Source organism: Aeromonas finlandensis (assembly GCF_000764645.1).
GTDB lineage: Bacteria > Pseudomonadota > Gammaproteobacteria > Enterobacterales > Aeromonadaceae > Aeromonas > Aeromonas finlandensis.
The window spans coordinates 1-12993 of record NZ_JRGK01000306.1; the positions used below are offsets into that span (position 1 = coordinate 1).

Here is a 12993-nt window from a genome sequence, read left to right on the forward strand (position 1 = left end):
GGGCACTACCGATGCGAAGACCGGTGCCGGTTATTACCTGGTGGTGGATGGTGCCGAGGAGGCGCGGGCGGAAGCGGCGCGGATCCGGGGCCGGGCGGTTGAGCTGGTGAGGGTTGGGTCATGAGCGAACACACACAAGAACCTTGGGTTCTATTTGAAGTCGGCGATCGGCATGTCCATTTGTGCCCCGCATCTGCCGCCAATAAGACGTCGATCCTGACTGTTACAGAAGAGGACGGCGTCACATTTGCCGCAGTCTACAGCGATGATGATGCCCGCCGTATTGTGGCCTGCGTGAATGCGTGTCGTGGCCTGCCGACCGATGTGCTGGAGCAGAAATGGTTTTTAGCAGCTGTAGGCACCCTACCGCTGGAAGCGTATCAGCAGCGAGATGAACTGCTTGCCGAGAAAAAAGATCATCAACGGTTGGTGCGCGAGCTTGATGTTTTGCTGAACGGCGTCGATGGAGCAGCGCATCAGGCAAGTTTATGCGACTTGGTTGCTCAGCTGAAATCTAAAGGCGGTGCAGCATGATGCACTACTACGCCCAGCACACGGCAACCCGCGACTGGTTCGCACCTGTGCTCAGGATTGATGAGGTCGAGCAGGCAAGGCTGGCTGGTGTGCAATGCACCGAGACCCCTGTGCTGCTGATGACAAAAGGGTTTGATATGTGGGCTGCTGACGTGGCCCAGATCGTCGGGGTGGCGCTCCATCGCGCCGCCCACCACACCACCACCGGGAGGGGGAGGAGCTGATGAGCCTTGGATGGATGTTTCTGATACTGGGACTGCTTTGGCTGGCGTTGCTGGTCATGTTGGTGGTTATTGTTCGCCAGTGGATTGCAGAGGAAATAGGCCCCGCACTGGACGGGGACGGGCCAGATGATGAGCCGCGGTTGGTATCGACCTGCCGCGAGCTGAGCGAACTGGCGGCCAAGACCCGGGAGGCCAGTCATGGTTAAGGGTTTCTTCTTTGTGATGTACGTCTTTGTGGCGCTGTTTGTGCTGGCCCATGTGCCCTATGAGGGCGGGGTCGGGTGGCAGATGCTACAGGCGCCGGTGGTGTGGGTGATCACGGCTGGTTGGGTGATGGTGATGTTCCCCCGTCAGATCGCCCGCCTGCTACTCGCACCACTGCGGGCCGTGCTGCTGGCGGTGGTGTGGTGCGGGACCCTGTTCCTGGCGTTGGCAAAGGCGGTTCTGGTGAAGCTGAACCGCATGAATCGCGATCTGGCCGAGGAGGCCCATCATGACCGTTAAACCGAAAGAGCTGAACGAGCAGGGGTTGATCGACCTGACTGGAGTGAAGGTCTATATCTCCAGGCACAGGGGGCAGTGGTAATGAACCCGGCGATCTTGCCTGACGGGTTCAGTCATGACGCCTATATGCGGATCGCCATCCCCATGATGATGGAGTGTGAGGCAGTTGCGTTTTTGCCGGGTTGGCAGCAGAGCAAGGGGGCGCGGCAGGAGTTCACAAGGGCTCACGCATTCGGGCTGGAACTGCTGCAGCTTGAGGTGGAAGAGGTTGTCGGTGAGCTGTGGGTGAAGCGCCACCTTCCCTTAGTTGTGTAGGGAATACCCGATATTGCGAACCTAACAAACGGTGATTGTTGCCTGTATAAATAAACAGTAATATTTGGGTCTAACCCTATCCATGACAATCGGGAGAGTGACATGCAGGTGTTGAGTTTTGACAGCGCGGAGTTTGGCAAGGTGCGGCTGATCCAGGAGGATGGGCGCGTGTTGTTCTGCGCGGTCGATGTATGCAAGGCGCTTGGCTACAGCAATGCACGGGATGCTGTGAAGCGCCATGTGGATGAGGGGGATGTCGTGAAACGCGACACCCCCACAACCAGCGGAGTTCAGGAGGTCTCCTTCCTCGATGAGGGCGGGGTCTATGCCCTGATCTTCGGTAGCAAGCTGCCTGCGGCCAAGGAGTTCAAGCGCTGGGTCACTGGTGAGGTGCTGCCATCTCTGCGCAAGGTCGGCCACTATCAGATGGCACCCAGCCCCGCGGTCAATGTGGAGGCGGTGCAGGTGGAGTTGCTGTTTGCTGAGACTGCCGCCCGTATGCTGAACGTGAGCAACTCCGGCAAGCTGGGGATGCTGCAGACCATTCAACGCCAGCACGGCCTGCCAAATTTGCTGCCGAGTTACGCCATTGATGCGCCGAGCGATGCCACCGATGGCAGTTCGCGGGCTACCTTCTCGGCAACCGAGGGGCTAAAGCAGCATGGGGTGACCATGGGGGTGCGTTACTTCAACGCCCTGCTGGAGTCGAAAGGGTTGATCGTCAAGATGACCCGCCCCTCTTCCAAGACGCCGGATAAGCAGAAGGAGTTCTGGTCGATCACCCCGGCTGGGCTGCGCTATGGCAAAAACATCGTGGATCCGCGCTGCCAGCGAGAGACTGCCCCGCACTGGTATCAGAGCCGGTTTGCCGATCTGTTGGCAAAAGTCGGGCTGGGGAAGGTGGCTGCGTAAAACTATATGTAGTGCTTTATGTTTGTTTGTGTTGGTACATATTGTGTTTTGTGTTTTTTGGTCTTATCGTTGTTGCTGACATAAACACAATAGGAGGTGAGCTATGTCAGGTAAAAATCAACATGTTGTACCGAGGGGTGATCAATGGGCGGTTCGAGGGGCTGGTAATTCAAAGGACACCTCTCACCACTCGACTCAAAGGGAAGCCTTTGAGGCGGCTCGTGATATCGCGCGAAATCAACGCAGTGAAGTGCTTGTTCACAATGAGAAAGGGCAGATTCGTGAGAAAAACTCTTACGGAAACGATCCTTATCCACCTAAGGGTTAACAGTCTGGGGGCGTAAGCCCCCAAGTTTTGTATCGAATTGTTGCTTAGGTAAGTCAAGTTTTCCAAAAGTCAGCTAAATATCCGTATTATTTTTATTCACTGGCTGAACCACTACCGTGAGGTAAAGGGGTCACATGAGCAGTAAATTCAACAGCCGCAGCATGGCCAGAACTCGCCATTTGCAGCAGCAGGCAGCCAACCCGATTGGTGCCGAACTCAACACCAGTGCCGAGCTGTTCCGCGCTATCAACACCGCCAGCCCCGGCCTGACCGCCGCCGAGGCAGCCCGCCGCGTGATCGCCTCTGAATCCACCACCCTGCGCCGCAGCGCCAGCTATCAGCTGCTCGCTCGCCTTGGCCCGTTGCTCGACAAGCTCGAGATGGTGGAGAAGCTGGCGTGAACCCGACCCATCCGGTCTTTGTGCCTGAGATGGGGATGGTGTTGCTGGCGGTGGGGGATGGGTTGGCCAAGCTGCGTTCATCCCTTGGCAATCGTCCGGCAATGCTGGTTCCCGCCGCTGAGGGGGGTGATCTGCTGGCGCAGTTCCCGGAGCTCGCCAGCACCCTGCTGCACCCAGCTATCGTCAAGGCCGCCGGTGGCGAACTGGCCTTGCGCAGCGTGGGCCAGTGCCTGATCGGCGAGGGGTGCGCGGGCGAGACCGTCACCACCGAGATGGGCGGCCTGCCGCTCCCCCTGTGCTGGCATCACGATAACGAGTATTGGGATGGTCAGTTGCCGTTCAACCCCGCCCAGCATGCCGCCACCATTGCGCGGGCGCTGCTGACCCGGGTTGCCGGATGGTGCGGGGTGCCGCTTGCCCAGTTGCAGGCGCGGGATCTCTGTTGGTGGGCCAGCGTTTACAAGGTGCAGGGGCATCTGCCGATCGCGGTGGTGCGCCACGCCTGCCGCCTGCCGCCGCTGGAGCCGGAGCGGGTGCTGGTACCCGGGCGCGGTTATCGGGAGACCGATGCCCGCTTTCGGGTGAGCAAAGAGGAGATGCTGGAGCAGGACCCGCTGGCCGAGCTGCGGGCCAGGATCCGCGCCAAGCCTGCGGTGAAGGCCATCGACCCGGAGCCGCCGATGCTGCATATCCCCCGCCCCAAGATGAAGCGCTGGGAGTCTGCCGATTATCTGGCGTTCGTGCGCCATCTGCCCTGCGTGGTGACTGGCCAGACCGAGGGGGTCGAGGCGCACCATGCGATCGGCCACGGCCTGAGCGTGATGGGCAGCAAGGCGAACGATCTGATGACTTTTCCGCTTAGCCACGATGCACACATGGAATTGCACAACAAGGGCTGGCAGCAGTGGGAGCGCACCCACGGCAGTCAGCTGGTTCACGTCGCGATGACGTTAAATAAGGCCGCTGGCCTGGGAGTGTTTGGATGACGCCTTACAGTGGGAACAAACCGGTAAAGAGCAGGGCACGGCCACGGCCGATACCCGGCACCATGAACAAGACCGAGCAGGCCTATGCCGATCACCTGCGGCTGCTGATGCTGGCGGGGGAGATCCTCTCCTATGAGTTCGAGCCGCTCAAGCTGAAGCTGGCCGACAAGACCTTCTACACCCCGGATTTTATGGTGGTGGGCAAGGATGGCTTGATCGAGCTGCACGAGGTGAAGGGGTTCTGGGAGGATGACGCCCGGGTGAAGATCAAGGTGGCGGCCAAGCAGCACTGGATGTTCACCTTTGTCGGGGTACAGCGCAAAGGCGCCAACTGGTCACTGGAGGCATTCTGATGCGGCTCGAATATGCACTCTCTATCGGTAACCCGCGCTCGGTGATGATCCAGGCCATTCAATCCCGTTCGACAGGAGCCAGCCATTTGAACAAGGCGGATATTCTGGGGGCGCTGGGGCTGGTGCAGAAATACGAGGCCGTTGGCCTGGCGCTGGTGATGGCCCGCTACAACAAGGATATGGAGAGCCATGGCGTGGCGGTGCGCGGGGTGATGGCTCACTGCAGCAAGATTGCGCCCAAGTTCGTTGGGGCCAACAAGACCCGCGGTCACGGTATGGCGCTCAAGGCGCTGGCAGCCCTCGCCGTGCAGCACTTTTGCCGCACCGTGGATACCCCGGGGGCAGCCTGTCACCCGCAGTTCTGCCGGGGGCGCGGGGTGATCCGCGATCTGGAGTTGAGCCGCCTGCACGGCAAGGCGATCGACAAGACCTGCCCGCGCTGCAACGGTACCGGCCTGCGCCCGATCCCGGGCACTCAGGTTCGCCGCGCCATCGAGCCGTTTCTGGGCCCACTGATCCGCAGTGAGTGGGAGCGGCAGTGGTACCCGCTTTATCTGGCTGTGCTGGCCTGGTGCCATGTGCAGGAGAGTGAGGTGGAAGCCTTCTACAAGCGAGTGACGGCGGTGTGATGTGTAAGTGCATGCACAAATTTCATTTTCATCATAGTCATTCGGAGTTCATTTAAATTTTAGCTAGAAAAAGTAATTGAACTTAAAGGAATTATTTTTTTGATGGCTAAATCTCGCTCGACGTTTCTGTCATTATGGTGTTGACGATGTGGATTGTATTGGCCATCATTCAGCCTGCAACTTGACATGTTTTTCTAACAAATCGTTGGTTAAAACATGAAAGGGGCCCGAAGGCCCCTTGTTAGATTTGGTAGAACTGCACTGTTGTAGCAGTTGGGCTGGACCCCCAATAGCTATCCATAAAAACAGGCTTTACTACCGCAACGATAACTGTGATTAATGCACCCACAATAGCTTTACGAAGCTTGTTGTGGAGTTCAGATAAAAGCCACCTCAGCCAACTGGATAAGGTGGCTTTATTTTTTTGGCGTGATGGTGCTGTACGCCGTTTTCGCTGTCGTCGTTTTGGCATGGAGAACCTCCGTTTTTTGCCATGTGATGGGCAAGTTCCTGCCCGGGTCTAAAATCATTCTTTTCTCGTTTCTCATGGTGCTTTTCCTTGGTGGGGTCGTGATAAACACAATATGTAGGGTTGTATTACTTTCGAGCTACAAGATAATGAGGTAGTCATCGCATTGCAACCTGTGGATAAGTTCAGGCTGTGGATAAATTGTGTTTGTTTTCCTCCCAGTTAGTGAACGCTCACAGGCAGCGGGTTTTCATGCGTAAGATCAGCTAATTGCAAGCATCACGATCGAAAATGGAAAATTAAAATAACTTTTTTTGCTTGCGATAATGGGGGCTTTTTACTAGCAAACGGCGGCTGATTATCCCTCATGCAACAAGGGTCAAAGGCTGTCCATTCACAGTACATCCACAGTCCATAATCAGAGTCTGCATGATGCTGTCTTGGTTTGGTTGCGGTGAGACTCACTCTGCGGGCACCACCCACGTTATGTTGATGGAGCCCGCATACGTTGAAATTACAATTCCTATAACTTCGAGTGGATCTTGATAGCGAATTGCCGTGCAGCCTCAGGTAGATCGCTTGGTGTCCCAAGCATGGCCGGCAGCCGATCCACCCGCTTGATGATCACCTGCTCCAGCTCATCCACGCTCGGTGTTACCTGGAGCTGTTTAAGTTGGCGCATGGCAAGGCTGAACAGCTTCTTGTCTGACGGGTGAGAGCTGAACCAGGTTGGCTTTGACAGCCATGGCTCCAGCGCTTCTTCAATCGACATATCTCTCTCCTGTTTGGTGGTGCAGCTTCATTTACACACCCATAGTAACCATGCGTGATCACCGCGCACAATTCTCCACAGTAATCAGAGGGGCTTTCACCCCTCTTTCTTTTCTCCATCAGCACCACCAAGGCGTCAGCGACAAGATTGGCCACGTTTTGGCGAGCACAGATAGAATGGCCGTTGCGGCAACTTGGGTCGCCGCCTCCTTTGCAACGGTGAGCGCCCAGAGAGCGCAGGACGTAAGGAAGTTTTGTTTCATGATTGCTCCTGTTGGGGTATTTCAATAGACAAGGGTTTACAGGCGCATTTCTGCTCATCCTTCCCTTGCACCAACGAGCATGTCATCAAGACACCGAACTGTGTGCACCTTGCTGGTGTGTGTGGCGACCACACACCCGCTACATTGTTAGAGTGGAACAAGGAGGGACTCAATGGACAGCAAATGGAAGTGGCCAGCGTTGAAGGTAGCAAGGTGGGCGTTCAAACATGGTGAGTTCTTTGACCTATACGATGTGTCATACCTTCTTGGTATCCCGGCGAGCGACGCAGGCAAAGTAGTGCTTTATCTGCGGTCATTGCGCTATGTGGAAAAGGAGGCAGAAACCAGGCGGTGCAAGCCGGAGCCTGGACGAATGGCTTGTCGCCGAGTCTTTATCAAAGTTCTGGCCATTTACCCGGAGCCAACAAATGCGCAGGCTCCGGTGTTAGATGAGATACGATGCAGCTAACAGCAGAGGGCCTGCTGGCCAAAGGGGCAATACCCTGAAGGTTCGCCGTGGATTAATGGAAGAGGGGAAGGCGTCAAAACGTATTTTTATCAAGGTGCTCTGCATTCACCAGGAACCGACCACAAGGTTGGATAAGGTGCCACCAGATCCAAAGTGGAAGCCGATTCAGCAGCAGCTGACTAAGCTGGTGAAGTTCATGCCCTCACCGAGGGGAGTTCGCTAAAAACAGGTTGTGTAGCCTAGCTGATTTTGTTTTTCAGCCATGACTAGGGCAGCTTGAGTCTCAGCAAGTTTGGTCTGCAATAGTATCAGATCTATTAGACGGTGCAGGCCTGATGCTATGTGTAGGAAAGTGGGGGATGGTCTTCTTCAAGCGATGGGGGGGCAGTATGATTGCACGATAACATTATGGAATCGGCACAGTGGTCAAATAAACCGGTCCTTTATGGTCGCTTATTGGGGATTGTTTCGCTGTAAGTTCTTCGATCTATACTTGATGGTGATGGCTCAAAATTTTGCAGTAAAAAGCCTCGTTGCTGAGTCAACAGCGACGAGGCCATCTTAGTTTGCCAGTGTTATGATGATGCATCATAACTAAATCTATGGTTTAGCTGGCTTTTTTGCGTGCATCACGGTAAATCTGGCTTACTCTGGCAGCACTCAGATCGTAGATTTCAGCTACTTTCTTCTGAGGCACACCGCGCTCTACGGCCGCTTTGATTTCAAGGTCACGAAGACGACGGTTAGCGTCAGCACGATCGTGATCTTGAATGGCCTTTTGCATGGTAACTTGGCGCTGCAAGCCAGCTACTTTACGCTCGAGCTCTTCGATACGATATTCGTGTTCCGTTTTACGGGTCATGATATAATCCTTTCATTGGGTTAGTGTTTGGTTTTGCTTTAACTTGCCGGTTTCAGCAGAGCTACACTAACCCATTTTTTTTTTGTGCTCAACGGGTGAAAAATATCAAAATAATTCTTGAAACTGCATTCATTTAATTTTGCATTTTTAATGCATTGTTTTTTATATATTTTTTCTTGGCAAATTAAGTCGTGGCTTAACTTGGTTGTTTTTTGTTCAATAAATTTGTGGTCTGTGTCACAAAATTTCATGAATGCATTGGTTGGTATCATTTTGGCTCTGTTGCTGACTTGTCAGCATTATATGTCATTCTAAGTCTATGATTTTACTTGTGGTAGTTCTCTGATGTTAGTGGTGTAGAGGGGGCTGAGCTGCTCCCGCTTCATCATCCACTCTCTGGTGTCCCGGCCGCGGGCCGCAAAGTAGACCTTCCCAAGTCCTTCCTGATTGATCTTGTCGATCACCTGCATCAGCGCATTGCTGCGCTGGCCTTGCTGCTCGTTGGCGAACAGGTCGCCCTGCTGGATACTGTCCGGGGTGAAGTCTGCCAGCATGACGCCGCCTTTCTGGTAGCGGTGTCCGTCTCGCCAGATGTTGGATAGGAGCGGTCCAATCAGGGCAAGCAGCGCCCTGGTGTCGTTGGTGGGGATGGCTACCCGGGTGCTGATCTGGTTGCCGTAGTATGGCTCTTTGTCATTGAATGGGCTGGTGCGGATAAACAGGGTGACGTGACGACAGCGCATCCCTTCAGCTCTGAGCTTCTCGGCGGCTCGCTCCATGTAGCCGGCGAGGGCTTGGTGCATGGCGCCGATCTGGGTGATGCGCTCACCAAAGCTCCGGCTGCAGATGATCTGCTGTTTGGCCTGCGCAAGCTGCTCGAGGTCAGCGCAGGGGATTCCCCGCAGCTCCTGAACAGTTCGCTCGACGACAACCCCATATCTCCGCCGCAGGATCTTGGCATCTGCTGACACCAGCTCTGCCACAGTGCGGATCCCCTGTGATTCCAGTTTGGCGGTGAGCCGGCGGCCAATTCCCCATACTTCTTCAACCGGGGTGATGGCCATCAGCCTAGCCCGTCTTGCCTCATCGCGCAGGTCAACCACTCCGCCGGTGGCTGGCCACTTCTTGGCTGCGTAGTTCGCCAGCTTGGCCAGCGTTTTAGTTGGCCCAATCCCGACCCCTACCGTTAGGCCAGTCCACTGCTGCACCCGTTCACGGATCTGGCGGCCGTATGTCGTCAGGTCACCAGCCCATGATTCGTTGAGCTCGATAAAAGCCTCATCGATGCTGTAAACCTCTACCGCTGGCGCCATGCCTTCCAAGGTCGTCATGACTCGTTGCGACATATCGCCATAGAGGGCGTAGTTGCTGGAGAACCAGACTCCACCCATGGCTTCAAAGAACTGGCGGATCTGGAAGTAGGGAACCCCCATCTTGATCCCCAGCGCCTTCGCCTCCGCCGAGCGGGCCACCACGCAGCCATCATTGTTGGAGAGCACCACGATGGGGCGCCCCTTGAGATCTGGCCGAAACAGGCGTTCGCAGGAGGCGTAGAAGTTGTTCACATCTACCAGGGCGATGGCGGTGGGCATGCTCTACCCCAGCTTGGTCTTGTGGAGCACGAAAGTGACAACTCCGAATATCTCCAGCTCCTGGCCTTCCTGCATGGTGAGCGGCGGGAAATCTGGGTTGGCAGGGAGCAGGGCTGGGAATGGGCGCTCTTGTAGCCGCTTGACGGTGAACTCCCCATCGAGGCAGGCCAGTACGATTGCGCCATGGCAGGCCTTGATTGCTCTATCCACGATCAGCAGATCCCCGTCATTAATGCCTGCATTCACCATGCTGTGTCCGCTGGCCCTGACATAGAAGGTGGCGGCAGGATGTTCGATGCAGATCTGGTTGAGGTCTATGGTCTGCTCGATGTAGTCCTGCGCCGGGCTTGGAAAGCCACAAACGGCAGGCGAGAGGAACAGTGGCAGCTCAAGGCTGTCAGGAGATGGTGCTGGGATGGCGAACATGGAGGTGGCTCGTTGCTGTGTATTTATACAGTATAGCAAGGGCTTTGACTGGCCGCATCTGGTGTCAGTTGGGGTGTACTTCAGTTTACTCTGGCGCCCGATCTGTCAATTAAAATCATTTTAGCGGCTAAAATGTCGTGGTGAGACATTTTATAATTTCGGCTCGAACTATGTCATAGCAGGACAATTATTGATAACTTTCGTTAGCCTATATGGATAGACTATATGAATGTTTTTTTTGGTCTGTTTTTAGTCGCGTTCAGCACACAAGATGCATTTGTTAATACTTTTCTTGTCATCAATATTCTATCGGGCAATCAATTTTTTATCTCCATGCGGGAACATCCTAACAATCAATATTGAAATTCTGATGATGGACAACCGTCAATGATTATTTGATTCTGTGATTATATAATCATGGATGAGCACATAAGTAGATACATCGGCAATCTCAGGTGGCATGCGGGCTCAGTCGCCATAGGTCACTGTTGCAAGAGCTGAATGAGGCTTTCCCGGCTTGGCACCGCCATCCATCAAGATTGCAATCTTGATGTGAAATGCGGCCTGCGAGTGAGTTGAGCAAGTGAGTTGTAGTGATGTGCCACAGAGGTGATGCTTGTCTTGGTCTGGCGCTCTCTGATGTGAGAACGTCTAAATACTGATAATGGCAGGGTTGAATTAATGATGTTTACTTCAACTTTAAATAAATGAACTATCGTTTGCTTATAATTATGAATGTCGAGCTTGGACATTGAGATATATTTTAGTGTGTCATCCGGTGAGTTATTAAAACTATAGTTGAGCATTTTCTAAACTTAAATCTACAGCCCGTGGAAAAATCCACGTTTTGTGTGACAGGGAGTAGTTTGTTGTGCCGTGACATATTTTCATGGTTGAACCTTGAAAATTTGTTTTTTTGCCGGAAAGGATTGACATCAAGAATTACTGATCTGTAAATTATCCCCACTGGCAGCTCATGCCAAATAACTCATGCACTTAATTTTCATCCGAGCATACAATGCCGGAGGCTCGCTATTATGTTGATGACTGAATATCCGCTCCATTATTGGCAGGGGAAAGGGGTTTTTACATCCGAAATTCACGGTGAGGAGTTCATGGAGTTCAAGGTTTCCCAGGTGCTTGGTGCTGGAAACTCTGCGCTCAAGATGATGATCCTGGCTCAGGAGCGGGCTGGTCGTGATATGGGAGCGTGCAGGGCTGAGCTGGATGCACTGCAGCAATTTACCTGCCTTAGTGAGATTGACAGTGTTGTTGTGCTGACTGGGTCTCTTGGCCATAGGAGGGCGTTATGTCGTTGAGAGGCATAGTGGCAGTAGTGCTGGCCTTGTATGGGGTCTATCTTCTTTCCACAGGATCTACTGTTGTTGCGGGGTGGGGTCACTACATATCGCAGACAGAGGCAGCAATGTGTACAGGTGGATTTTTAGGAAGGTTAACTCGCAAGCAGGCCAATACGTGCTCTGCGCTGTTTACCAGCCCAAGTGGACTCGTGAAACGAACGGCCAGCGGAAACGCACTATTTGTAGATCATCAGGTATCTCGCGGTGACATGAAGAGGCTACATCTCGTTGTGCTATCGACTTCACCGGAGAGCATGGTCAGCGCGGTATCTTTTGATGAGTGGTGGAGCAGTTTGCCGATTGAAGGCAGTTGACAGTTAAAAGCAATTTTGTGTAAAGTGAATTCCAATGATGGAAGACTGCAACCTAACGGATGCGGTCTTTTTTATTTTCTGCTTCAAAACCTCGGCCGATGCCGGGGTTTTTTCGTTTCTGGGCCCTGCGGGGAGGTAGGTATGTAGATGCCTGAAAAAGACCTTGGCCTGTGGGCTTGGTTGCTTGCGTGGGTTGATGCCCATTGGCCAACCCTGTACGGCTTTACTCTGTCTCTTGTTATTTCCTGGCTGCGCGTCACCTATTCGGGTGGCGGCATGCGTCAACGGCTGCTGGAGTCCCTGCTGTGCGGTGCCATCTCCCTCTCGGTTATGTCCGGGATGGATATGCTCGGCATTCCTGCGACAGCCTCCGGCTTTGTTGGCGGCTCCATCGGCTTTCTCGGTGTAGAGAAGATCCGAGAGTTTGCCGCCCGCATGCTGGATCGGAGGTTTGGCAATGGCACGAATTGAGTGCAACCGCAATCTGGCGGCCTTTCTCGATATGCTGGCGTTCAGCGAGGGAACCATCGGTCGCGGTGATGATGGCTATGACAAGCTGGTCAATCCGGGCAAGACCTTTGCGAGCTATGCCGAGCATCCGAACGTGTCTATCCAGGTGGCGCCGGGGCTGAAAAGCACGGCCGCCGGTCGCTATCAGTTTCTGAGCAAGCACTGGCAGCACTATAAGGCGCAGCTGGCGCTGCCTGACTTCGGCCCGATCTCGCAAGATAAATGGGCCATTCAGTTGATCCGCGAACGGCGGGCGCTGGCCGATATCGAGGCTGGGCGCATCGGTACCGCGATCGACAAGTGCCGCAATATCTGGGCATCCCTGCCTGGTGCCGGTTACAACCAGCCGGAGCACTCCAAAGAGAAGTTGCTCGCCAAGTTCGTGGAGCTCGGCGGGGCGCTGGCATGAATGCGGTTCGCCTGTTCCTCAAGGCGCACCCTGTGTTGTGGTTTTTGCTGCGCCAGGCAGTGATGTTTTTTCTGGTGTGGCTTCTTTATCAGCAAGGCTACTCGAACGGTGCTCACGATAATGAGCTGGAGTGGTCTGCCAAGTGGAATGAGCAGGCGGCCGAACTGGCGAAAGTCAGGGCCAATGCTGAGATAGCTGCCAGAAAGGCGGAGGAACGCCGTCAGGCGGATATTGAGAAGGTTAGGCAAGATGCAGAAACACAGATTGCCAATGCTGAGCGCGCCGCTGTTGCCGCTGATGCTGTTGCTGGCGGGCTGCGCGAGCAAGCCGAGCGATTGGCCAAACGCGCCAGTCAGTGCGC

At 54.4% G+C, this 12993-nt stretch carries 20 protein-coding genes; 16 read left to right on the forward strand and 4 right to left on the reverse strand.

Annotation, left to right across the window (positions count from 1 at the left end):
* Positions 1-120 precede the first annotated feature (120 nt).
* From LD28_RS0118990 to LD28_RS0119045, 11 genes are all read left to right on the forward strand, one after another.
* On the forward strand, positions 121-534 hold the full coding sequence (locus LD28_RS0118990) for a hypothetical protein (protein ID WP_033138484.1): 414 nt from the start codon (positions 121-123) through the stop codon (positions 532-534).
* A complete protein-coding gene (locus LD28_RS0118995) occupies positions 531-758 on the forward strand; it encodes a hypothetical protein (RefSeq protein ID WP_033138485.1) in 228 nt (75 codons plus the stop codon). The genes LD28_RS0118990 and LD28_RS0118995 overlap by 4 nt, the downstream gene beginning before the upstream one ends.
* Positions 758-964 (forward strand): hypothetical protein, encoded by a 207-nt coding sequence (locus tag LD28_RS0119000; protein ID WP_033138486.1) that lies wholly within the window; start codon positions 758-760, stop codon positions 962-964. Before LD28_RS0118995 ends, LD28_RS0119000 begins: the two co-directional genes overlap by 1 nt.
* On the forward strand, positions 957-1262 hold the full coding sequence (locus LD28_RS0119005) for a hypothetical protein (RefSeq protein ID WP_033138487.1): 306 nt from the start codon (positions 957-959) through the stop codon (positions 1260-1262). The genes LD28_RS0119000 and LD28_RS0119005 overlap by 8 nt, the downstream gene beginning before the upstream one ends.
* Before the next feature lie 81 nt (positions 1263-1343).
* Positions 1344-1577: a DUF4406 domain-containing protein gene (locus LD28_RS0119010; RefSeq protein ID WP_050514376.1), complete on the forward strand. Its 234-nt coding sequence runs from the start codon at positions 1344-1346 to the stop codon at positions 1575-1577.
* Positions 1578-1679: 102 nt separating this feature from the next.
* Positions 1680-2489 (forward strand): BRO-N domain-containing protein, encoded by an 810-nt coding sequence (locus LD28_RS22015; protein ID WP_050514377.1) that lies wholly within the window; start codon positions 1680-1682, stop codon positions 2487-2489.
* A 103-nt stretch (positions 2490-2592) separates the two neighbouring features.
* On the forward strand, positions 2593-2817 hold the full coding sequence (locus tag LD28_RS0119025; protein WP_081959627.1) for a DUF2188 domain-containing protein: 225 nt from the start codon (positions 2593-2595) through the stop codon (positions 2815-2817).
* Between the two features lie 134 nt (positions 2818-2951).
* Entirely contained in the window at positions 2952-3218 is a 267-nt protein-coding gene (locus tag LD28_RS0119030) for a hypothetical protein (RefSeq protein WP_033138489.1), read from the forward strand.
* Positions 3215-4204: a DUF968 domain-containing protein gene (locus LD28_RS0119035; RefSeq protein WP_033138490.1), complete on the forward strand. Its 990-nt coding sequence runs from the start codon at positions 3215-3217 to the stop codon at positions 4202-4204. The genes LD28_RS0119030 and LD28_RS0119035 overlap by 4 nt, the downstream gene beginning before the upstream one ends.
* Entirely contained in the window at positions 4201-4557 is a 357-nt protein-coding gene (locus LD28_RS0119040; RefSeq protein ID WP_033138491.1) for a DUF1064 domain-containing protein, read from the forward strand. Before LD28_RS0119035 ends, LD28_RS0119040 begins: the two co-directional genes overlap by 4 nt.
* A complete protein-coding gene (locus LD28_RS0119045) occupies positions 4557-5186 on the forward strand; it encodes an antitermination protein Q (RefSeq protein WP_241462322.1) in 630 nt (209 codons plus the stop codon). Before LD28_RS0119040 ends, LD28_RS0119045 begins: the two co-directional genes overlap by 1 nt.
* A 992-nt stretch (positions 5187-6178) precedes the next feature.
* On the opposite strand, the gene LD28_RS0119055 is transcribed toward LD28_RS0119045, so the two are convergent.
* A complete protein-coding gene (locus tag LD28_RS0119055; protein WP_033138493.1) occupies positions 6179-6427 on the reverse strand; it encodes a hypothetical protein in 249 nt (82 codons plus the stop codon).
* A gap of 434 nt (positions 6428-6861) precedes the next feature.
* On the opposite strand from LD28_RS0119055, the gene LD28_RS0119060 reads away from it, so the two are divergent.
* Positions 6862-7158: a hypothetical protein gene (locus LD28_RS0119060; RefSeq protein WP_033138494.1), complete on the forward strand. Its 297-nt coding sequence runs from the start codon at positions 6862-6864 to the stop codon at positions 7156-7158.
* Positions 7159-7765: 607 nt separating this feature from the next.
* Here LD28_RS0119060 and LD28_RS0119065 read toward each other — a convergent pair.
* The 3 genes from LD28_RS0119065 to umuD form a co-directional block, all read right to left on the reverse strand.
* The gene (locus LD28_RS0119065) at positions 7766-8020 is read right to left on the reverse strand and encodes a sigma factor-like helix-turn-helix DNA-binding protein (RefSeq protein ID WP_033138495.1); all 255 of its coding nucleotides are present in this window, start codon (positions 8018-8020) and stop codon (positions 7766-7768) included.
* A 317-nt stretch (positions 8021-8337) separates the two neighbouring features.
* Positions 8338-9612: a translesion error-prone DNA polymerase V subunit UmuC gene (gene umuC, locus LD28_RS0119070; protein ID WP_033138496.1), complete on the reverse strand. Its 1275-nt coding sequence runs from the start codon at positions 9610-9612 to the stop codon at positions 8338-8340.
* A 3-nt stretch (positions 9613-9615) separates the two neighbouring features.
* Positions 9616-10038 (reverse strand): translesion error-prone DNA polymerase V autoproteolytic subunit, encoded by a 423-nt coding sequence (gene umuD / locus LD28_RS0119075; RefSeq protein WP_033138497.1) that lies wholly within the window; start codon positions 10036-10038, stop codon positions 9616-9618.
* Between the two features lie 1037 nt (positions 10039-11075).
* Here umuD and LD28_RS0119080 point away from each other — a divergent pair.
* The 4 genes from LD28_RS0119080 to LD28_RS0119095 all read left to right on the forward strand — a co-directional run.
* Positions 11076-11357, forward strand: coding sequence for a hypothetical protein (locus LD28_RS0119080; protein WP_033138498.1), 282 nt, complete (start codon positions 11076-11078; stop codon positions 11355-11357).
* 503 nt (positions 11358-11860) lie between these two features.
* The gene (locus LD28_RS0119085; RefSeq protein WP_033138499.1) at positions 11861-12184 is read left to right on the forward strand and encodes a phage holin, lambda family; all 324 of its coding nucleotides are present in this window, start codon (positions 11861-11863) and stop codon (positions 12182-12184) included.
* A complete protein-coding gene (locus tag LD28_RS0119090; protein ID WP_033138500.1) occupies positions 12171-12632 on the forward strand; it encodes a glycoside hydrolase family 24 protein in 462 nt (153 codons plus the stop codon). The genes LD28_RS0119085 and LD28_RS0119090 overlap by 14 nt, the downstream gene beginning before the upstream one ends.
* Positions 12629-12993: DUF2514 family protein (locus tag LD28_RS0119095; RefSeq protein ID WP_033138501.1), on the forward strand; the 365-nt coding region annotated here is incomplete at its 3' end. The genes LD28_RS0119090 and LD28_RS0119095, both read left to right, overlap by 4 nt.